The sequence below is a fragment of the Tenacibaculum gallaicum genome (assembly GCF_003387615.1).
GTDB lineage: Bacteria > Bacteroidota > Bacteroidia > Flavobacteriales > Flavobacteriaceae > Polaribacter > Polaribacter gallaicus.
In genome coordinates this window covers 576,734-598,910 of sequence record NZ_QUNS01000001.1, presented here as the reverse complement: position 1 = coordinate 598,910, position 22,177 = coordinate 576,734, and the positions used below count along the sequence as shown (strand labels likewise).

Sequence of the window (22,177 nt, the reverse complement as noted above, 5' to 3'; positions counted from 1 at the left end):
ACTCTCTTTTGAGAGTTTTTTTATTATCTTGTTAAAACTGATATCCAACAGAAACTTGAAAAGAGCCGTTTTTAATATCTGGATTTTCTTGAATAGCTGTTACTCCTAAGTTATATCGTGTTTGTACAAATAAGCCTTGTTTAAATTGGTAACCTAATCCAAAATTTGCGCTCAGGTCATAGTTTTCTAGGTCTGGATCTAAGCTTGCACCATTATTTATTTTTACAACATCATCAACTAAAAACGATATTTGAGGTCCTACTTCAAGGGAAAAACCATCAATAATATAATATTTCGCCATAACTGGTATCGAAATGTAATCTATTTTTAATTTATTGATGTCGTTTTCTGTACCCATTTGTGAATACAGAACTTCTGGTTGAATAGAAAATGAATCTGATAATTTCAACTCCACTACCCCACCAGCATGAAATCCCAATTTCGAATCAGTATTTAAATTCTCTCCACGGATGGTAGCAACATTTAACCCTGCTTTAACTCCAAATTTAACTTGTTGTGCTTTAACTCCTGAAAATGCGATTATACATAAAATCGCAAGTACTGTTTTTTTCATAATAATAATTTTAATTTATATAAAGAAGCTTTAAAACAATCATCATGCCAACCCTCTTAATGTTTTATTGAAAATTTGGTTATCTTTCATTGTAAACTTCAATATAACCCACAAAAAAAACAGGCATTTAAAATGCCTGTTTTTTATCTATTTAATCATAATTATTCTTTTATAGGTACGGTAACAATAACATTGTCCCATCCGATATACATATTGAATGCATCATCTTCACCATCAAAAGCAATAGAGAAAGCCTCTATTGTTTCGTCTGACTTGGAAGTAGGAGCAGTAACTCTAGCTACATCTTCACTTTCATTATAAAAGTAAGATCCCCAAACGTTTTTAGCTGTATTTAAAATAAGAGTCCATTCTTTTTCTCCTGGAATTGTAAATAAGGTATAAGTTCCTGCTTTTACTTTTTTACCACCAAAGGTTATTTCTTTATAAAATGTAATTTCAGCTGCTTCATTAGCTCCTGTTCTCCATACTTTTCCCATAGGAGCTAGTTTTGCTAACGATCTTCCTTTTAATTGTGGACGACTATAAACAACTTTTACTTTTTTATCTGAAATTCTATAACTACTAGGAAAAGCAGCTGCATCCATTGGACTTTTATCTAAATTCGCGAATTTTTGAGCTGCTACTTCGTTTGAAAACACTAGGGCTACAGCGAATACAATAATTGATAAAATTGATTTTTTCATGTTCTTGTTTTTAATTGTTAACTGAGGGTTTGTCATCAAATTTAAGAATCCTTACGTAAAATCCGCTCTTTTTTTTAAAACAATCCTACTTTTTGATTCTAAACAAACAGATTACAACTTTCTTAAAAGTTGTAATTCAAGTAAATAGATGTTCTATATTTTACTTCTATAGTTCCTTGTGCTAAGTTTTGCTGTATTGGATACATTGCTAAAGCTCCTACTGTTAATTTTTTTGCATTATATTCGGCTCCTAAGCTAGAAAACAGTGCATGACCTTCAGTATTTTTAACTTTTAATCCAATCATTTTATTACTTGCATAGAATTCTCCTGAAACTCCTACTGAAGGCACAAAACTATGTTGCTTATTATCTTTAAAAGCATAAAAGAAAGTACTATTGAAGTTAAATTGATTCCCAAATCGATATTCTTCTTTATTTGTAGTTTTTATGTAATAATTAAGATAATTTGTAACTCCGAAATTATTTCTCTTAAATACATACTGAAGATTCGTAATAACATCAACACTTCCTGTTCCTAATTGAAAACTTGGGTTTATTGAGTTATTAATTGCTTCGTTATAAGTTCCTGTTGGTAACTTTAACCCTCCACCTATTTTTAATAGATGATTAGAAGATATGACCTTGTCTTTTTCCTCCTTATAATTTCCTGTATTTTTATTTAAAATAGTATAATTGATTAAAAAAGAAATATCTCCTAAACCTTCAATAGCCGTTGTTTTATCAACATAGTCTCTTGAATGAAAATGGAAAGGAACAAAAACTTGGGCTTCTAGATACTCTTTAACAATTGGAATTCGAGACCAAACTTGTACCGTATTAAAATACTCATTTATAACTGGAGAGTTATTAAAAATACCGTCTTTTGATTGGTATTTTTGGTGTAGATAACGTACCCCAATAAAGTTATTATCTATAATTCCTCCCATTCCTAAACTACCTCCGCTGTTACTACAACCACAAGCATCACAATCTAAAAATAGCTCATATCGCTCAGGAAATGGGGTGTCCGCTTGTATTTGTACTGAAATTAATAATAGTAATATGAGTACTACTTTATTCAGCAAATCTTTTATCTGTGATAAATTCTTCATCTGTTAATGTTTTTAAAAAAGCTATAATATCTTCTTTTTCTTGTTCGTTTAATGGTATTCCGATTGTTCCATTCTTATTTTTAAGAATTGGGTCTAAATTTTGAGTTTCCTGAACTCCTGTCGCATAAAAATTTAATACTGATTTTAAGGATCCAAATCGACCGTCGTGCATATACGGAGCGGTAAGCTCAATATTTCTTAGACTGGGCACTTTAAATTTGTATTTGTCTTCTTCTAATAAGGTAACCGTCATTCTTCCTAAATCGTTAATTTCTGGGTTGATTGGTAAACCATTATTTCTAAAAGCATCGTCTGTAAACAAATCGGATGTATGACAAGAAGCACATTTTGCTTTAAAAAGCGCTAGTCCCTTTTTTTCTTGTTTAGAAAACTCTCCTCCTTTTTCCACTCGAACGTATTTATCGTACTTTGAGTTGGCTGAGACCATCATCAACATAAATTGAGACATCGCCTTAAACGTATTGTCAGCATTGATTTCTCCGTCTTCAAAAGCTTGACTAAATAATTTTCGGTAAGTCACATCTTCTTGTAGCTTTTCCAAAATATTGGTTACAGTTTCATCCATCTCAACAGGATTTGTAATTGGTATTATTGGAAATATATCTAGGTGAAAAGCTGCTCCATCCCATGAAAACTGCTTTTGGAAAGCCATATTTTGAACTGGAGGCGTATTCCTAGTTCCTTCTCTATCTTCAACTCCGTGACTTAATTGATGTCCGTGATGCGTAAATGCAAACTTTTGCTGATGGCAAAAAGCACAAGAAACTACTCCGTCTGATGATAGTTTTCCTTCATAAAAAAGTTTCTTTCCTAATTCAAAGCCTTTTTCTGTGATTGGATTTGAGCTTAAATTATAATGAGGCTCGGGAAAATTGCTTGGTTGTTCAAAAGCTAGTTCTACATTAGTGTACACATCTTCCTGTTTACAACTAAAAAAAGAACACACTAACAATGCAATCATTAATTTTTTCATTACATACAGTATTAGTAGCTAATTGAAAACAATTAGCCTATTACACTTAAAAAACCTAAAGAATAGAGCTTTCACCCTATTCTTTAAGTGTATTTATTATTAATGATGATTTGTGTGATGTACATGGTGAACCATGAACATCTCAGTATAGTTCTCTGCTATTAATGACGCTTTATCTCCTCCCATAATAGTTGCTCCTTCTGAAAGTTTAATTTTAGATTTACCATCTAACATTGTATTAGCATCTACTTTAATATGCAACTGTGGTGATTGTTCTTTACTAACAATAGCTACATCCATAGGTAACTCTACTTCTTTGTATAAATCTACTGTTGTTCCTCTACTTGCAATATGTAACATAAAAGGATTTTCAGTTGCATCTTCTTTGTAGTTTCCTTCTAAAACCACAAACTTATATCCTGCTTGCCAACTCCAAGTTAAGTTATAGTTTTCAGCTAAAATCCAAAAATCTTGTTGTACTGCTTGTCCTTCTATAAATCGTTCTTGATCTACACCTATTCCAAATTTAACTTTTGTATACTTACCTGCAGGTACGTCTTTAAGTGATATTTGAATTTTCTTAGGCTTATCTTCTCCTCCTTCACTAATTATAAAGTAGCTTTCTTCTTTAGGGTATACAAATTCCTCTCCTTCTTCTGTTACAAGTACAAAATTACTTACGATATAATCGAAAGAATTTACAGTTAATACCTCTCCATTTCCGTTAGTGTATGTTGAAGTGCCTAGTAAAAGTTTGTCTTCAGCAAAACCGTTATCAAACTCTATTACTACTTCGTTTTTCCCTTCTAATTTGTCATTAATTATTTCATCGTCACTACATGAAGTGAACGCCATAGCAAAAGCTATGAAAGCTAGTATTTTTTTCATCTTTTAAGTTTTGTGTATTACAGTTCTCTTTTAATAATGCTAAGCAACATTAAAATTTTAACCTGTAAATTGTATTTAAGTTTTGTTATTATTTTACAATAGTCTACCTTTTTGATTACGTTCGTTGTAATCAATTAGTAGTTTTAGTTATATGTAAAAATTAAGCAATAGGAGGATGAAATACTTCTTTGTTGAATAAGTAATGGTAGTTTTTCTTATAAGAAAATGTTCCTTTCTCTTTTATAAGCTGTTTTTCTTCTAAATCTATATTAAGGATAGAAACAAACCCAATAGGGTATTCTTCCATTGAGATTCGTAGTGATTTAAAGTCGTCGTCTTGTTGTTTTTCAAGCTCCATCATTAACTGACACTTACCGTTACAGTTTAACTCTGGTTTATCTTTATTAATACATAAAACTTTTGATATATAATCATAATTTATTGCATACTCAACAAAAGGAGCTATTGGGCGCAACATGGCTATCATGTACAGTGCAACAAAAAAGTATATGCTTAGTTTTTGTAACAAAAAGAGGGCTTTTTACTAGAGCAAAGATACTACTATCTCTACTGATAAACAACAATAACATTTCACGTTTTTTTCTTTATTTTAATTTATTCTAAATAAAAAACTTATATTTGCACGGATTATACGAAAAGATAATGATTGTTTTTTATACTGAAACCAAGAAAGTTACCTCTAAAATTTCTGTTAAGACATTGCAAAAAACTACTGTTTGTAGTTCTTCATGCGCAAGTAACTGTATTAAGCCTAAAAGTAAATGCTGCAATAAATATCAAAAGAAAGGAATTAACTGTAAAAGGTGCCCTTTAACATTTGATTTAAAAGCAGTTTCATAACAACAATTTACCCCACCCCTTTGTTTGTTTATATATTACAAACAAAAAGCCCTTAAAAGAAATTTCTCTTAAGGGCTTTTTAATTTTATATACAATTTTCTTTATGCTACCTTCAACAAAAAGTAATTTTTCTTACCTCTTTGTAGTAACACATATTTATCGGCGATTAAATCTTTTGAAGTGATCACAAAATCTTCACTTACTTTTTCTTTATTTACTGATATTGAGTTTTCCTTTAAAGCTCTACGAGCATCTCCGTTTGATTTTAAGAAACCTGTTTTGGCTGCTAAAGCCGCAATCATGTCTAATCCTCCAGCTATATCCTCAGAAGTTACCTCAGCTTGTGGCACACCATCAAACACATCTAAAAAAGTTTGTTCATCTAAACTTTTTAAATCATCAGCTGTTGATTTACCAAATAAAATATTTGAAGCAGCAATTGCTTTATCTAACTCTTCTTTTGAGTGAACAAACGTTGTTACTTCTTCTGCTAACTTCTTTTGTAAAGCTCTTTGATGCGGCGCTTCTTTATGTTCTACGATTACAGCATCAATAGTTTCTTTATCTAAAAACGTAAATATTTTAATATACTTTTCTGCATCTTCATCTGAAGTATTTAACCAAAACTGATAAAACTTGTAAACTGATGTTTTATCTGCATCTAACCAAACATTTCCTCCTTCAGACTTTCCAAATTTAGAGCCGTCAGCTTTTGTAATTAATGGGCAAGTTGCTGCAAATGCTTTTGCTTCTTCTCCTGCTGTCATTCTACGAACTAGCTCTGTACCTGTGGTAATGTTTCCCCATTGGTCAGAACCTCCCATTTGCAATTTACAATTTAAGGTTTTATATAAGTGATAGAAATCATAACCTTGAATTAATTGATACGTAAACTCTGTAAAACTCATTCCGTTACCTGCTTCTCCTGTAATACGTTTTTTTACAGAATCTTTTGCCATCATGTAGTTTACAGTAATTCTCTTACCAACATCTCGTACAAACTCGATAAAAGAAAAGTCTTTCATCCAATCGTAATTGTTTACCAATAAAGGAGCGTTTTTAGTTCCATTATCAAAATCTAAAAAGCGACCTAACGTTCTTTTTAAACCTGCAACATTTTTAGCTAACGCTTCTTCATTTAATAAATTACGTTCGTCTGACTTCCCTGTCGGATCACCAATCATACCAGTAGCACCTCCTACTAAAGCCACTGGCTGATGCCCTGCTTTTTCAATGTGAACTAGTAAAATAATTGGAACTAAACTACCAATGTGTAACGAATCTGCAGTTGGATCAAAACCAATATAAACCGATGTCATTTCTTTTTGAAGTTGTTCTTCGGTTCCTGGCATAATGTCGTGAATCATTCCACGCCATTGTAATTCTTCTACTAAATTCTTGGTCATTTTATTCTATTTTAAAGAAGCAAAGATAAGTTTATCAGCCAAAATAAACTAAATTCGCTTTATGATTTTAGTTACAGGAGGTACAGGTTTAGTAGGCTCACATTTATTATATTATTTAAGCCAAAAAAACGACAAAATTCGAGCTGTTTTTAGAACAGATGAAAAGCGTGAGCACGTAAAAAAAATCTTTTCTTTTTATACAGACGATGTACAAGAATTCTTTTCAAAAATTGAATGGGTACAAGCCGACATTACCGATGTACCTTCTTTAAAACCCGTATTTGACAATATTACACAAGTGTATCATTGTGCTGCATTAGTTTCTTTTAACCCGAAGGATTATAGAAAAATGCGTCAGGTAAATATTGAGGGAACTGCTAACTTAATCAATTTTGCTATTGATGCGAATGTAGATAAATTCTGTTTTGTGAGCTCCATTGCTTCTGTTGGGAATACTATTAACGGACAACCAATTAATGAAGAAAATGAATGGGTAGATGATGACGAAAATCATGGATACGCTATTACAAAATATGGTGCTGAAATGGAGGTTTGGAGAGGTAGTCAAGAAGATTTAAATGTCGTAATTGTAAACCCTGGAGTAATTTTAGGCGGTGGTTTTTGGGGTGAAGGCTCTGGAAAAATGTTTACACAAATAAATAATGGATTTAAATTTTATACAGAAGGTATTACTGGATTTGTTGGAGTAAGTGATGTCGTAAAAGCAATGATAAATCTGATGGATTCTAATATACAAAATGAACGTTTTATTTTAGTTTCTGAAAACAAAACGTTTAAAGATGTTTTATTTAGTATTGCTGATAATCTAAATAAAAAAAGACCTTCAAAAAAAGTTGGGAAATTAGTTACTTCAATATTTTGGAGAATTGATTGGTTTTTAACAAAACTTACTGGTAAAGAACCTTTGTTAACTAAAAACTCTGCCAAATCTGCTCACAACGAATCGTTCTATACTTCTAAAAAAATTACAGAACAACTTAATTTTGAATTTGAGCCTATTAATGATGTAATTACAAGAGTTTCTAAAGAGTTTAAAAAATAAGTTACTTAATCTTTTTTAAGTCTTTTTTTTCAAAGCCTCTATCTTCTCTTTTTATTAACTCTTTAGGAGCATCATCCAATAATAGTTTTTTATCTAAAATAGTATCTCTTTTTAGTTTTCCTTCCTTTTTAATCCCTTTTATCGAGTCTTGAACTTCCTGTTTTTTTCTATATAAAACGTCTAATGAATCAATATTACCTTTTACTTTTTTTAAGATTTCTGCATACTCATCAACCTTAGAGGTATAATATGTATTACTAGCATCAAACCGAGTACTATCAATTTTATACTTTTCATATACCAAAATCATATAGTTTTTCTCTCGCTTTAGAAACTTGTTTTTTTGGTTTTTTGCTGATGAGGCAACATACATATCAGTTAATAATGAAACCATTGAATCTTTAGGAATTAAATCCTCAGGTTTTTCGTATATCGTATTACTTGTACACGACACTATAAACAAACCAATACATATGTAAAAAAAAGACTTCATTTATCTATTGAATAACAATCGTTTTCCTTTAATTTCTTCGTTAAACACACCTTCGTTATACATTAAGTTTCCGTTTACAAATGTCTGTGTTATCTGACTTGAAAACTCAACTCCTTCAAATGGAGACCACCCACATTTATACAATACGTTTTCTTTATCTACCGTCCATTTCTTATCAGCGTCAACTAAAACTAAATCGGCATAAAAACCTTCTTTTATAAATCCTCTTTTTTCGACTTTAAAAATTTTTGCTGGGTTATGACTCATCTTTTCTACCGCCTTTTCAATTGGTAGCACTCCTTCTTTCACCTTTTCTAAGACAGCTGTAACTGCATGTTGTACTAGTGGTCCTCCACTAGGTGCTTTTGTATATACATTGTCTTTTTCTTCTAAAGTATGCGGAGCATGGTCAGTAGCAATGATATCAATTCTATCATCTAGTAATGCTTTCCATAAACCGTCTTTGTCTTTTTGTGTTTTCACTGCTGGATTCCACTTAATGTATGTTCCTTTTTTATCGTAATCAGCATCAGTAAACCATAAGTGATGTACACAAACCTCAGCAGTAATTTGCTTTTCTTCTAACGGAATATCATTTCTAAATAAATGCGTTTCTTTTTCTGTAGATAAATGGAAAATATGTAAACGGGCTCCTGTTTTCTTTGCCAATTCAATCGCTTTTGAAGATGATAAATAACATGCTTCTTCACTACGAATTAGCGGATGGTATTTTACAGGAATATCATCACCGTATTTTTCTTTGTATTCCTCTGTATTTTTTCTAATGGTTGCTTCGTCTTCACAATGTACAGAGATTAACATCTTAGTTGATGAAAATATTTTCTCGAGTACTTCTTCATTGTCTACCAACATATTTCCTGTTGAAGACCCTAAAAACAACTTGATACCCGCAACATCTTTAGGGTTCGTTTTTAACAATTCTTCTAAATTGTCATTAGTTCCTCCAAACATAAACGAATAGTTAGCGTATGATGTTTTACTTGCAATATCAAACTTATCGGCTAACAATTCTTGAGTTGTTGCTTGAGGTACAGTATTTGGCATTTCAATAAACGATGTAATTCCACCTGCAATTGCTGCCTTACTTTCAGTAGCTATGTTAGCTTTATGTGTTAAACCTGGCTCACGAAAATGTACTTGGTCATCAATCATCCCAGGAATTAAAAACTTTCCTTCTGCATCAACCATTAATACATCATCCGTAGGAATTATGTTTTCTCCTATTTCCTTAATAAATTCTCCTTCTATTAAAACATCGCCTTTAAAAACCTTGTTTTCGTTAACGATTTGTGCGTTTTTAATTAAATATGATTGTTTCATTTTCTACTAAATTTCCATTTTCATGTTAATCAAACTTTTGTTAAAACCAAAGCGTTCGTACGTCTTTATTGCTGCTAAATTATCACTGTAAACATCTAGTCTTAACTCTTGTATTTCTTTGCTTTTTGCCCAGTTTTTTAACGATTCTAAGATTAAAGCACTTATTTTTTTGCCTCTAAAATTAGGTTTCACATATATGAAACCAATATAACCATTCAACTCATGTATATGATAACTTTTAGATTTCTCTATTTTAACATACCCTGAGCCAACTATTTCTCCTTTAGCAGCAGCTACAATTAAATGTACATTTTTAGATAAAATCATTTCTTCCAAATTGTAGTAGCTAATTTTTCCTTCTTTTAATAATGAATCAAAAGGTCTTTCAGCTTCTATTACTCCTTGCTCAAAATTAAGTAATATATCTAAATCTTCTAGACTTGCTTGTCTCACCGTTACCTTATCCATCATTTATTTTGGTAATCCGTTAATTCTCATTTTTATCACGCCAAAAACAGCTTCTTTAATAATTCCTTTACTGAGCTTTGATTTTCCCAAAACTCTATCAGTAAAAATAACTGAAACTTCTTTGATATTAAACTTGTGTTTCCATGCCTTATATTTCATTTCTATTTGAAATGCGTAGCCTACAAACTTAACTTTATCTAGTTTGATTGTTTCTAACACTTTTCTTTTATAACACACAAAACCCGCGGTAGTATCATGAATAGGCATTCTCGTGATTAAACGCACATACTTTGAAGCAAAGTATGATAACAACACCCTACTCATTGGCCAGTTAACTACATTTACTCCTACCGAATATCTTGACCCTACAGCAACATCTGCCCCTTTATTAGCACATTCGTTATACAGTCGAATTAAATCGTTAGGGTTGTGTGAAAAATCGGCATCCATTTCTATGATATAATCATACTTATTTGAAATTGCCCATTTAAATCCGTGAATGTACGCTGTGCCTAAGCCACTTTTTCCTTTTCTTTTTTCAATAAAAAGCTTGCTTGGAAATTCTTTTTGTAAGTTTTCTACAATTGTTGCTGTTCCATCAGGAGAATTATCATCAACAACCAATACATGAAATACCTTTTCTTGACTAAAAGCTGCTCGAATTATAGCTTCGATATTTTCTTTCTCGTTATACGTAGGAATTATGACTAAAGCGTCTGACTTCATGTAATTTTCATATAATTCTGGGCAAAGATACACTTATTTATTACTAATTTTGTGTTAATTAAAAAGTATAAAAGCAATTGCAAGCAATAGAACGAATTACAAACCATGATAGTTGGATTACCTTAGTTATTGTATTAGCTATAGTGTTGTTAGCTATGATGAAATCGTTAAAACCAACTAAACTATATGGGTATTCTGTTGCTTTTATAACTCCAGGTTTTTTTCATAAGAGAATGGAAGAAGGTGCTTCTTTTTTTTCTCCTTTTAAATTATTTTTATTCTCTTTTTCTACAATTGTTATTTCTTTGTTTTTATTCTTAACATTAGTATCAGAAATATACTCTCACAGTTTTTTAGCTTTTTTAGGGTTATTTCTTTTTGTTATCTTATACTTTTTAGTGCGTTTTTTAATAGATTATGCACTCGCAAACATTTTAGGCTTATCATCAATTGTAAATTATTTTTTACATACAAAATCAGGGTATTTATATGTTCTTTGTATATGGTTACTTCCTATTATTATACTGTACCAATACACTTTTACTAATAAACTTTTTTTAATTTATTCTTTCATTATCCTGCTTATTTTTAGGGCTTTTTTAATTTTAACAAATAATAAAAAGCTTGTTATTAGTAAGTTGTTTTATTTTATTTTGTACTTTTGCACCCTTGAAATAGCACCGCTATTAATTCTTTATAAAACAACAACTACGTAATAAAGAGAAAGTTTATGAAAGTGAAAACTATTTTAGTCTCTCAGCCTAAACCGAAAACAGAAACATCGCCATATTTTGATTTGGCAGAAAAGCAAAAGGTAAAGGTTGACTTTCGCTCGTTTATTCATGTCGAGGGAATTCCTGTTAAAGAAGTAAGAGCTCAAAAAGTTGATTTAAACAATTATACAGCAATTATACTTACCAGTAGAAATGCTGTTGATCATTTTTTTAGAATAGCTGAAGAAATGCGCTTTACAGTTCCTGATGATATGAAATACTTCTGTCAGTCTGAAGCTGTAGCTTACTACTTACAAAAATACGTTGTGTACCGTAAACGTAAAATTTATGTTGGAAACAGAACGTTTCCTGAATTAACTAAATTAATTAAGAAGCATAAAGATGAAAAGTTTTTACTTCCTTCTTCTGATAAATTAAAGCCTTTAATTCCTGAAGAGTTAAATAAACTGGGAGTTGATTGGAAACGTGCTGACCTATACAGAACCGTAGTCAGTGATTTATCTGATTTAGAAGATGTATTCTATGATATCTTAGTCTTTTTCAGTCCATCAGGAATTGACAGTTTATTTGAAAATTTTCCTGATTTTAAACAAAATAATACTCGAATAGCTGTATTTGGTAACACTACCATTAAAGCAGTTGAAGATAGAGGTTTACGTGTAGATATCGCTGCACCAACACCAGAAACACCTTCAATGACAATGGCTTTAGAAAAATACATAAAAGAAACTAATAAAAAGTAAGTAAATTACCTTTTACATAAAGTAAAGAGACTGTCTAGAAAAAGACAGTCTCTTTTGCTTTTAACAAAGCATTGTAACTCAAGTAACATTTTAAGCTTATTTATTTCATTAATTTTACGAGATAATTTTTATCCTTAACAATGGAAAAGTATTTAGATATTATAAAAAACTCGTATGCTAGTTACTGGAACTACATTAAACAGTCAGTATTTATGGAGTTAAGCTGGGAGAATTACTTTTATGGTTTAATCATTATTTCTCTTGTTGTTTGGGTATTAGAAATTATCTTTCCTTGGCGTAAAAATCAACCTTTATTCCGTAAAGATTTTTGGTTGGATACTTTTTATATGTTTTTTAATTTCTTTCTATTAAACCTTATTGTACTTATAGCTCTATCAAACACGGCAGAACAATTATTTAATGATATTCTTGGTCTTGTTGGATTATCGGTTGCTAGCTTTCAACTATTCGATATTAACTCCTTTCCTTATTGGGCAAGAATTGCAGTATTTTTTATTAGTATTGATTTTGTACAGTGGTTTACACACACCCTATTGCACAGGTATGAATTTTTATGGAACTTCCACAAAGTACATCATTCTGTTAAACAAATGGGATTTGCAGCACATCTTCGTTATCATTGGATGGAACCTATAGTATACAATTCGATGAAATATATTCCACTTGCTATTATGGGCGGATTCACAGCACAAGATGTAGCAATTGTTCATTTTTTTAACATTACCATTGGGCATTTAAATCACGCCAATATTAATTGGGATTATGGTTGGTTAAAGTATCTTTTAAACAACCCAAGAATGCACATTTGGCACCACGCAAAAGAACTCCCTACCGAAAGAAGAATGGGCGTAAACTTTGGTATCACACTAAGTATTTGGGATTATATTTTTAAAACGAACTACATACCGTATGACGGTCGTGATATTGAGTTAGGGTTTGACGGCGATGAAAAATTTCCAAAAGGTTTCATTCATCAAGAACTCTATCCAATAGGAAAAGAATAACATTTTAAGTCTTTTTTAACCTATTACTTCATACTTTCAATTAGCTGTTTTGCTGCCAATTTGTATCTTTAGCTTTTTAAAAATAAACAGATGAAGTATATAAAAACTCTATTCTTATTTATTGTCGTTCAAGTTACTGCACAACAAGGTGGCATGTGGATTCCTTCTCTTTTAGAGGGAATGAACGAGCAAGAAATGACTTCTTTAGGAAGTAAGTTAACTGCCAAAGACATTTACGATGTAAACAATTCTAGTTTAAAAGATGCTATTGGGCATTTTAATGGTGGTTGTACCAGTGAAGTTATTTCTCCTGAGGGATTGATATTAACCAATCACCACTGTGGTTTCGGACAAATTCAATCGCACTCATCTTTAGAAAATGACTATTTAAAAGATGGTTTTTGGGCAATGAGTAAAAAAGAAGAACTACCTAACGAAGGTTTATATGTTGAGTTTATTGTTCGTATCGATGATGTTAGTACCAAAGCATTAAATGGCGTTAACAATGCAATGACAGAGCGTGAAAAACAATCTACGATTGATAAAAACATCAATGAGATTACAAAAAACGCACAAAAAGAAACTTGGCAAAACATTAAGGTAAAACCTTTTTACAAAGGGAACCAATATTTCTTATTTGTTACTGAAAAGTTTGAAGATATTCGTTTGGTAGGAGCGCCACCAAGTAGCATTGGAAAGTTTGGTAGCGACACAGATAACTGGGTTTTTCCACGCCATACTGGAGATTTTTCATTATTCAGAATTTATGCTGATAAAAACAACCGCCCTGCAAAATACAGCAAAGACAATATTCCTTACAAACCAAAACACTTTTTACCTGTTTCTTTAGACGGAATTGAAGAAGGTGATTTTACTATGGTTTTTGGTTTTCCAGGTCGCACAAACGAATACCTGCCTGCAGTTGCCATAAAACACATTACACAAGAGTTTAATCCGAGTAACATTGCTATTAGAGAAGCTGCATTAAAAGAAATTGATGCACAAATGAAAGCAAGCGATGCTGTTCGTATTAAATATGCTTCAAAACAAGCACGTATTGCAAATGCATGGAAAAAATGGATTGGTGAAAACTTAGGAATTAAAAAGAGTAATGCCATTGCCCAACGCAAAGCTTTTGAAGCTACTTTTAAAAAGTCCTTAAAAGAAAAAGAGTTAGAAAAAACTTACGGAAATATTCTTCCTGAGTTTGAAAAGTTATATGCCAATTTTGCTGATATCAACATAAAAAGAAGAAACTTTATTGAAGTTTTCTTAGTTACCAACGAGTTGATGCAAATGACTTTTAGAGCGTATCAATTAGAACAAGTAGCCTTAAACAGACCTGAAAAATTTGAAGAAGCCAAAACTTCATTAATCAATAGAATTAAAGGAGTTCACAAAAACTTTGATGTAAATGTAGATAAAGGTGTATTTAAAAATGTGATGCCTTTATACAATCCTACTAATGTAGATGCTTCTATTTACGATAAAACTAGTTTTACTAATTTAGACAAAGCCTTACAATTATTAGAAGGTGATGCTAAAAAAGTGGTTAAAAACTTAAACAAGGATGCTGCTTACCAATATGCAAAGCCAATGATTGAGGAGTTTTACACAAAAATAAATCCTGAATTTCAACAAAAAAATCAGCCAATTACTGCTTTACAAAAAACATATATGAAAGCATTAATGGAAGCATTGCCAAATGCTCGCTATTTTCCAGATGCTAACAGTACATTACGAGTTACTTACGGTCAGGTTCGTGGATACTCTCCTAGAGACGCTGTGTATTATAACCCTGTTAGTTATTTAGATGGAGTTATTGAAAAATATGTTCCTGGAGATTATGAGTTTGACGTTCCTCAAAAATTGCGTGACTTATACGACGCTAAAGATTTTGGACAATACACTGATAAAAATGGAAAAGTACCTGTTTGTTTCTTAGGAACTAATCATACCACCGGTGGTAACTCTGGTAGTCCAGCTATTGACGCTCAAGGAAATCTTATTGGGTTAAACTTTGACCGTGTTTGGGAAGGAACGATGAGTGACATGAATTACGATCCAGAAATTTGTAGAAATATTATGGTAGATGTTCGTTATGTATTATTTATTGTTGATAAATATGCAGGAGCAAAACACTTAATTGATGAAATGAAATTAGTACACCCAAAGAAAAAATAAACTATTTTTCTACATAGAAATAACTCAAAAAGCGAGGTTTGTATTTTACAACCTCGTTTTTTTATACAAATAAACCTTGGAGATTGGACTCTTGGTTATCACCCTGTGATTAAAAATATTGACCTATTCCAAACACAAATCCTTTTGATGCATTCTTTGTCAATCCATACCCATAATCAATTCTAAAAATTGCATTAAATATTTTTTTATTAATAAAGCGTAAACCAACACCAGAATACATTCTAACATTATCACTATCTATAAAATCACTTAATGTTCCTCCTGGATTACGCCATGTTCCAGTGTCTACAAACACATTACTTTGAATAACAAACCATTTTTTTTCATACAAAGTATAACGGTACTCTGTATTTAAAACAATGCTTCCTGTACCTCTATCAACTAAAATACCAACACCTCTTAAATTCAAATTATTATCTAACGCAAACGGAGCGAATGGGGTATCATCATTAGATGACAAACCAACACGTAACCTATTTGCCCAATTACCTTTTTCACCTAGCCTTTTGAAGTAAAAAAAGTCATTCCAAAAAATTAAAAAATCGTCTTGGTATTTATTTTCTGAAGTCACGTATTGTCCGTGAAACTCATTTTTAAACCCATTGATGTATTGATAATGATAATCTAAATTATCAAAAGTGTAAATGAGTTTCAACAGCTTTTTATCAACATTTAGTACAGTAGGAACTTCAGAAGAAGTACTTCCATTTAAGTAATGATACTTTTCCTTAAAAAAGTTAATTCCAAGCTGTAGCTGATTTTTAAAATCGTGTTGATATAACGCTAAAACTTCATAAGAAATATTCTGATACTTATAATTAGCCGACTCACCATCAAAATACAGCGGTTCTTCACTTGTCCAGTTTTGATGATTCAATGACAACCCCCATTTTGCTGAAAACAAGGTAGGAGCTCTAAAGTTAACACCATACGAATCAAATCCATTATATTGATAAAACCCTCCTAAAATCATATTCCTTCCCAAAAAATTATACTCACCTACTCCTATTCTGTAAGCTAGCTTCTGATTAATAGTTTTATGAAAATTGACTTCTGGAATTATGGTAAAATTCTCTTCTACAGTTACAACAACATCACATTTGTTATCAGCACAAGATGTTTGAAAGTTTGCATTAGAAATTGCTGGTAAGCGTTTTAAGCGAATCATATCTTCACTTAACACAATTGAGTCAAAAATTTGACCTTCTTTTGAACTCAGTATTTTTTGTAAAACATGTATTTTCGTTTTTTTAGCTCCTGAAAAAGTAATTTTCTCTATACTCTTCTCTTGTGAATAACAGTTTACAGACAACCAAAACATTATAAGAATTATTATCCTCAAGAAACATAGACACTCATTTTTATATTTCTCATTTACTGCTTTCATACATCTTTTTTATAGTCGATTCTGCTGGTTTATTTTGAGGTGTAAACCGATTGTTTTCTTGTCCTCCAACATTCTTATGATTATGAAACCATTTCCAAACAAAACCACCAGCAAACCAATCTTCTTTCCAAAATTGATTATATAAGGCTTGTAATGCTTTTTCTTGATTCGCTAAGTTCACACTTCCTTCAATTTTATCTGAATTCCAGGGTTCTTTTCCCGCAAAATCAACACTCCTATATCCATACTCTGTAAATAAAACTGGTTTATAAAACTTATTTTGAACTTCAATAACTTCATTCTTGTGAGGTTGCCAACCTTTTTCAAAGTCTTCAATACTGGGAGATTTTTGATCACTTAACGGAAAATAAGCATCAATTCCTATAAAGTCTAAATCACTCCATAAATCTATTCGTTTAAATTCATCCCAATTTGCTGCGTAGGTTAATTTTCCTGAATATACTTTTCTAATTTTTCCTATAAGTTTTCGCCAATACTCTGGTCTGTTTTTTACAAACTGTTCTAGTTCTGTACCGATACAGAAAATTTCAGCATTAATGTCTTCTGCTATTGCTGCAAAAACAAGGATAAAGTCTTCATAAGATTGTTCTAATTCTCTCCATTCTTTTTCAGAATCCATTTTTATGGTTCCTGTATATGCCCCGTTCCAAACCCAAATTTGAGGTTTCAACATAATCTTTATGTCACTTTGTTGAAATTCTTTAGCGTATTGTTTTACACCTTCTTCTGTTTCTCCAAACCATTGATTTTTGGAATTATATATCACTTTTGGTGATGACAAATCTTTAACAAAAGCAAAAGGCATTAGCGTCACATAATTTGCTGACACCTTTTTTATGTCATAAATATGTTTATTCGTTACTTCTTTTGAGGAAGCAACAAAGCTAATTCCGTTTATCTTTTTTGACTGACTTGTACAAGAGCTACAAAAAAGGATAAAACTTAAAAAAAGGAGTTTTAGAGTTTTCATTACTCCTCTAATTTACTATTTTTAAAATAATGCTCGTAAACCTAGATTAAAACTTTGCCCTAGTCCGTTGTTTGTTCCTCTTACAAAATTACTATACAATACTTCTAAGTTTAAAGTCTTGCTAATTTGATATTTCCCTCCCAAACCTAAAGCGGTATAGTCTTGTGTGAAATCTCCAAACCTCTGTGAGTGTTGTGTAAAAGCTAATACTGTAGATTTATCATTTGGAAAATAACTAAAGAAAATTCCAGGAGCTAACACAAAAGTATTATTAGCAAAACTATCATCATTACCAAAATTATACTCAGTATTTAATTCTGTAAATAACTGCCATTTTCCACTAGAAAAAGTATAATCATAAAAAAATCGGTTTTGGAAAGCCCAAGCAGTTTGATCTAAAAACACACCATTTTCTGTTTCATTGCTTACTAAAGGGATGTGTACTGCTGATTGAACAGAAAAGTTTCCAACATTTTTTAATGGTTGAAACTTAATTGCTGGTGCAATTGATGTAATTCCTTTTCTTTCAGTATTTCTGTTATCTTTTAAACTAAAAACTGATAACGCTTGGCGACCACCAATAGTGTTAGAACGAAACTCTACAATTGCCCCAACATTTATACGGTTGTTTTTCGAAATCCCTGTGAAAGCTTCCAAAGTTGAAGTAAAATAGTTTTCTCTTAGTTTTGACCTAGTATTACCATCTGCATCTGCAAATTTAGTCTCTGTATACAAGTTATTAAACCATTTAACATCCCATTGCCCATTGTTTAAAAGTTTAGATGGTGTATACGTTTGAATGTTTGCTTTTTCTACTTTATCATCTTGAGCATTTGAAATTTGCGCTACAAAAAACAATAAAATTGAAAAACTTACTAATTGTCGTTTCATATGGTTAATTTTTATAAATCATGAGTCGCCATAAAAAAACTTCACTTACAAAAGCTCTTTATTTAAAACCATTCTAAATTTAATTCCTTCATTAAGTTCTTAACTTTAGCAACGACCTAAACTGCAAATCAACATTTATGGAGCACGTTGTTATTATTGGTAATGGAATTTCTGGGGTTACGGCTGCAAGACACATCAGAAAATTATCAGATAAAAAAATCACCATTATTTCTTCTGAAGCTGATGAGTTCTTTTCAAGAACCGCTTTAATGTATGTGTACATGGGACACATGAAATTTGAACATACACAACCTTATGAATCTTGGTTTTGGAAAAAAAACAATATTGATCTCAAAAAAGGTTTTATTTCAAAAATACATTCATCAAAAAAAGAAGTAGAGTTTAGTACTGGGGAGAAATTGTCTTACGATAAATTAATTATTGCCACCGGTTCAAAACCCAACAAATTTGGTTGGCCAGGTCAAGATTTAAAAGGTGTTATGGGAATGTATCATAAACAAGATTTAGAGGCTCTTGAAAAATACGCCCCAAATAATGATGTGTGTAAAAGAGCCGTAATTGTTGGTGGTGGTTTAATTGGTATTGAACTTGCTGAAATGCTTCATAGCAGAAATATCCCCGTTACCTTTCTAGTTCGTGAAGATAGTTTTTGGAATAAAGTATTACCTTCAGAAGAGTCTGCTATGATAAACCGTGAAATTTTAGAAAATCATATCGATTTACGTTTAGGTGCAAACTTAAAAGAAATCAAACCGGATGAAAACGGACAGGTAAAGTCTGTAATAATTGAAGAAACTGGAGAAGAAATACCTTGTAATGTTGTTGGGTTAACTGCTGGTGTTTCTCCCAACGTTGACTTCTTAAAGAGTTCAGGGATTGAGCTTTGTAGAGGTGTAAAAGTAAATCGTTTTTTAGAAACCAATATCAAGGACATCTATGCGATTGGTGATTGCGCAGAACAACACGAAGTAATTGGTCTACGCCGACCTATTGAAGCTGTTTGGTACACTGGTAGAATGATGGGTGAAACTGTTGCACAAACTATTTGCGATAACCGCATTGAGTACAAACCAGGACACTGGTTTAATTCAGCAAAATTTATTGATATTGAATATCAAACTTATGGCTGGGTGTGGACGCAGCCTAAAGAAAATGAAACCCATTTTTACTGGGAGCATGAAAGTGGTAAAAAATGTATTCGAATTAACTATGATAAAAACACGCAAGAATTTATAGGTCTAAATACATTAGGTATACGGATGCGTCATGAATTTTTTGACAAAGTTTTGAATGAAAATCAATCTATAACTTATGTTTTAGAACATTTAGCAGATGCGAACTTCGACCCTGAATTTTACAAACTTCATGAGCCAGAAATTGTGGCAAAATTCAACAAAGAAAACAACACCAATGTTCAATTAAAAAAGAGAAGCTGGAAACGAATTTTCAGTAGAGTTTAAGATGAGAATAATAAAACAAACAGGTTTACTACTATTCTTAATAGGGTTAATCATTTTTTCAGGAGTAATTTTTACAGGCTCTTTTAATTTAAGTCAATCAGAATTAGATTTATTTATTGCTGAAAAAGGGTACAAAAATGAAATCATAAAAAATGAACTTAGCAAAGCTATCGTTACCGATGAGAACTTGAATATTTTTGGATTTTCTAGTCGAGTTAGAAATGCATTCGAAGCTTCAAACAATCATTATAATGCTTTAATCGCTAAATACGATGCTGAAAAGAACTGGGATAAAAAAGGTGAACAATACCAATATTTAATTTATGGAAAACCCCACACCTTAAGTTACGAATTAGCTAAAAAATCTGGAAATGGTTTTGTTAAAAACAACCCAGGTTTATTATGGTTACTCACTTTTGGTTTAGGTATTTTCGGAGCACTATTATTTATACTTCCTAATTTCATTTTACTAGGACCCAAAGGAATAAAAAATAATGGTATTTATTTAGACACTAGTACTAACAGAGGTTGGGTAGCTTGGTTCGTTCTAATTTATCTGGTTGTATTTTACTTATTACTTTATTTTTCTCCTGATTATGTTGTTAACTGGACTTTTATATTAGACCCTATTAGCAAGTTTTTAAACGGCGGAGAAGCAAGTCAGTGGTTCGTATATGGTTTTTTATACTGTGTAATTATGCTTACAATGGGAGTAAGAATGTATATAAAATACAGACACAATAAATATCAAGTCATTAGAACAACTTCTGTATTATTCTTTCAAATTGTATTTGCTTTTCTTATTCCAGAAATAATGACAAGCTTAAATATGCCTGGTTATGATTTTAAAAATGCTTTTCCGTTAGATTATGACTTCTTTTTTGAATGGAATTTAGATAGTTTAAGAAATAGTGGAGCTATAGGCTTATTCATTTTAGTTTGGGGTATTGTACTTACTTTAGTTATTGTACCTGTAATGGTATATTTCTTCGGTAAGAGATGGTATTGCTCTTGGGTTTGTGGTTGTGGTGGTTTAGCAGAAACGTTAGGTGACCCATACCGTCAGCACTCTAACAAAAGTTTAAACGCATGGAAACTAGAGCGTTGGTTAATACATAGTGTCTTAGTGTTTTCATTAATAATGACCATTGTAACGTTATACTGTTATTTTACTGGAGCACAATCTTTCCTCGGAATTAACTCTCAATGGATTAAAGACACCTACAGCTTTTTAATAGGAGCTTGGTTTGCAGGTGTTATTGGCACTGGGTTTTACCCAATTTTTGGAAATCGTGTTTGGTGTCGTTTTGGCTGTCCATTAGCTGCTTATTTAGGAATTGTTCAACGTTTTAAGTCTCGATTTAGAATTACTACCAATGGCGGACAATGTATTTCTTGCGGAAATTGTTCTACGTATTGTGAGCAAGGTATTGATGTGCGTGCATACGCTCAAAAAGGAGAAAATATTGTACGTGCAAGTTGTGTAGGATGTGGAATTTGTTCAGCAGTATGCCCTAGAGGAGTATTAAAATTAGAAAACGGTCCTGAAAAAGGGCGTATAAACCCAACAGAAATTTTATTAGGTAATGATGTAGATTTAATGAAACTAGTAAATGACAAATAATGTTTTCATACTATGCTTTTTTATTACTTTCTCTTTAGTCGGACAGAAAACATATCATAAATCATTTTATGAAAATGGAACACTAAAGGAAGAAGGCTGGCTTGAAAATAATCAAAAAACTGATTACTGGATTTTCTATTATAAAAATGGAAACATAAAAAAAGAAGGACGCTTTAAAAACGATCTCCCTGTAAAGTACTGGTATTTTTACCGTGAAAATTCCTCTAGAGAACAAGAAGGACATTTTGTTAATGGTATTCAAAGTAAATGGTGGATTTTTTATAGCTATAAAGGAACCATTTATCAAAAGTGTCAAATCAAAAACAATAAAAAAAACGGGTACTGTTTACTGTATAAAAAACATAAACTAACTAAAGCTATAAAGTTTAAAGAAGGAGTAAAATTAAAAGAATGGAATAATTTGTCTTCTTTTGCAGAAGAAAACAATCTCAACGACTTAAAATAA

At 31.5% G+C, this 22,177-nt stretch carries 22 protein-coding genes; 8 read left to right on the top strand and 14 right to left on the bottom strand.

Annotated elements, in window-relative coordinates; genetic code table 11:
* Positions 1-31: 31 nt before the first annotated feature.
* From C7448_RS02745 to tyrS, 7 genes are all read right to left on the bottom strand, one after another.
* The gene (locus tag C7448_RS02745; protein ID WP_115899815.1) at positions 32-574 is read right to left on the bottom strand and encodes a porin family protein; all 543 of its coding nucleotides are present in this window, start codon (positions 572-574) and stop codon (positions 32-34) included.
* Between the two features lie 161 nt (positions 575-735).
* Positions 736-1,278: a DUF2911 domain-containing protein gene (locus C7448_RS02740; RefSeq protein ID WP_115900125.1), complete on the bottom strand. Its 543-nt coding sequence runs from the start codon at positions 1,276-1,278 to the stop codon at positions 736-738.
* Positions 1,279-1,400: 122 nt separating this feature from the next.
* The gene (locus C7448_RS02735; RefSeq protein WP_115899814.1) at positions 1,401-2,390 is read right to left on the bottom strand and encodes a transporter; all 990 of its coding nucleotides are present in this window, start codon (positions 2,388-2,390) and stop codon (positions 1,401-1,403) included.
* Positions 2,353-3,384: a cytochrome-c peroxidase gene (locus tag C7448_RS02730; RefSeq protein ID WP_170136994.1), complete on the bottom strand. Its 1,032-nt coding sequence runs from the start codon at positions 3,382-3,384 to the stop codon at positions 2,353-2,355. The genes C7448_RS02735 and C7448_RS02730 overlap by 38 nt, the downstream gene beginning before the upstream one ends.
* A gap of 99 nt (positions 3,385-3,483) precedes the next feature.
* Positions 3,484-4,272, bottom strand: a complete 789-nt coding sequence (locus tag C7448_RS02725; RefSeq protein WP_115899813.1) for an MbnP family protein — start codon at positions 4,270-4,272, stop codon at positions 3,484-3,486.
* Between the two features lie 160 nt (positions 4,273-4,432).
* Positions 4,433-4,801: a hypothetical protein gene (locus tag C7448_RS02720; protein ID WP_147300487.1), complete on the bottom strand. Its 369-nt coding sequence runs from the start codon at positions 4,799-4,801 to the stop codon at positions 4,433-4,435.
* 433 nt (positions 4,802-5,234) lie between these two features.
* The gene (gene tyrS / locus C7448_RS02715; protein WP_115899811.1) at positions 5,235-6,539 is read right to left on the bottom strand and encodes a tyrosine--tRNA ligase; all 1,305 of its coding nucleotides are present in this window, start codon (positions 6,537-6,539) and stop codon (positions 5,235-5,237) included.
* 61 nt (positions 6,540-6,600) lie between these two features.
* On the opposite strand from tyrS, the gene C7448_RS02710 reads away from it, so the two are divergent.
* The gene (locus C7448_RS02710; RefSeq protein ID WP_115899810.1) at positions 6,601-7,602 is read left to right on the top strand and encodes an SDR family oxidoreductase; all 1,002 of its coding nucleotides are present in this window, start codon (positions 6,601-6,603) and stop codon (positions 7,600-7,602) included.
* Between the two features lies 1 nt (position 7,603).
* Here C7448_RS02710 and C7448_RS02705 read toward each other — a convergent pair whose 3' ends face one another.
* Genes C7448_RS02705 through C7448_RS02690 form a run of 4 tightly spaced genes read right to left on the bottom strand, consistent with a single transcriptional unit; the run spans position 7,604 to position 10,630 of the window.
* Positions 7,604-8,095, bottom strand: coding sequence for a DUF4296 domain-containing protein (locus C7448_RS02705; protein ID WP_115899809.1), 492 nt, complete (start codon positions 8,093-8,095; stop codon positions 7,604-7,606).
* Entirely contained in the window at positions 8,096-9,436 is a 1,341-nt protein-coding gene (locus C7448_RS02700; protein WP_115899808.1) for a dihydroorotase, read from the bottom strand. It abuts the gene before it with no gap.
* Positions 9,437-9,442: 6 nt separating this feature from the next.
* Positions 9,443-9,907, bottom strand: coding sequence for a GNAT family N-acetyltransferase (locus C7448_RS02695; RefSeq protein ID WP_245939416.1), 465 nt, complete (start codon positions 9,905-9,907; stop codon positions 9,443-9,445).
* Positions 9,908-10,630, bottom strand: coding sequence for a polyprenol monophosphomannose synthase (locus C7448_RS02690; RefSeq protein ID WP_115899807.1), 723 nt, complete (start codon positions 10,628-10,630; stop codon positions 9,908-9,910). It abuts the gene before it with no gap.
* 77 nt (positions 10,631-10,707) lie between these two features.
* On the opposite strand from C7448_RS02690, the gene C7448_RS02685 reads away from it, so the two are divergent.
* The 4 genes from C7448_RS02685 to C7448_RS02670 all read left to right on the top strand — a co-directional run bounded on the left by C7448_RS02685 (position 10,708) and on the right by C7448_RS02670 (position 15,316).
* Positions 10,708-11,346 carry a DUF4271 domain-containing protein gene (locus C7448_RS02685; protein WP_115899806.1) on the top strand — a complete coding sequence of 213 codons (639 nt, stop codon included), beginning with the start codon at positions 10,708-10,710 and terminating at the stop codon, positions 11,344-11,346.
* A gap of 14 nt (positions 11,347-11,360) precedes the next feature.
* On the top strand, positions 11,361-12,107 hold the full coding sequence (locus tag C7448_RS02680) for a uroporphyrinogen-III synthase (protein WP_115899805.1): 747 nt from the start codon (positions 11,361-11,363) through the stop codon (positions 12,105-12,107).
* A 140-nt stretch (positions 12,108-12,247) separates the two neighbouring features.
* A complete protein-coding gene (locus C7448_RS02675) occupies positions 12,248-13,132 on the top strand; it encodes a sterol desaturase family protein (RefSeq protein WP_115899804.1) in 885 nt (294 codons plus the stop codon).
* A 90-nt stretch (positions 13,133-13,222) separates the two neighbouring features.
* Positions 13,223-15,316, top strand: a complete 2,094-nt coding sequence (locus C7448_RS02670; protein WP_115899803.1) for a S46 family peptidase — start codon at positions 13,223-13,225, stop codon at positions 15,314-15,316.
* Between the two features lie 109 nt (positions 15,317-15,425).
* Here the strand turns inward: C7448_RS02670 and C7448_RS02665 are convergent, their stop codons facing one another.
* From C7448_RS02665 to C7448_RS02655, 3 genes are read right to left on the bottom strand one after another with little or no spacing between them, the layout of a single operon-like run.
* Entirely contained in the window at positions 15,426-16,658 is a 1,233-nt protein-coding gene (locus C7448_RS02665; protein ID WP_115899802.1) for a POTRA domain-containing protein, read from the bottom strand.
* Between the two features lie 49 nt (positions 16,659-16,707).
* Positions 16,708-17,715, bottom strand: a complete 1,008-nt coding sequence (locus C7448_RS02660) for a glycoside hydrolase family 113 (protein WP_115899801.1) — start codon at positions 17,713-17,715, stop codon at positions 16,708-16,710.
* 21 nt (positions 17,716-17,736) lie between these two features.
* On the bottom strand, positions 17,737-18,606 hold the full coding sequence (locus tag C7448_RS02655) for a transporter (RefSeq protein WP_115899800.1): 870 nt from the start codon (positions 18,604-18,606) through the stop codon (positions 17,737-17,739).
* A gap of 137 nt (positions 18,607-18,743) precedes the next feature.
* Here C7448_RS02655 and C7448_RS02650 point away from each other — a divergent pair, with 137 nt between their 5' ends.
* The 3 genes from C7448_RS02650 to C7448_RS02640 are packed head-to-tail and all read left to right on the top strand — an operon-like array spanning position 18,744 to position 22,177.
* Positions 18,744-20,087: an NAD(P)/FAD-dependent oxidoreductase gene (locus C7448_RS02650; RefSeq protein ID WP_115899799.1), complete on the top strand. Its 1,344-nt coding sequence runs from the start codon at positions 18,744-18,746 to the stop codon at positions 20,085-20,087.
* 1 nt (position 20,088) lies between these two features.
* On the top strand, positions 20,089-21,711 hold the full coding sequence (locus C7448_RS02645; protein WP_115899798.1) for a 4Fe-4S binding protein: 1,623 nt from the start codon (positions 20,089-20,091) through the stop codon (positions 21,709-21,711).
* The gene (locus C7448_RS02640; RefSeq protein ID WP_115899797.1) at positions 21,701-22,177 is read left to right on the top strand and encodes a toxin-antitoxin system YwqK family antitoxin; all 477 of its coding nucleotides are present in this window, start codon (positions 21,701-21,703) and stop codon (positions 22,175-22,177) included. Before C7448_RS02645 ends, C7448_RS02640 begins: the two co-directional genes overlap by 11 nt.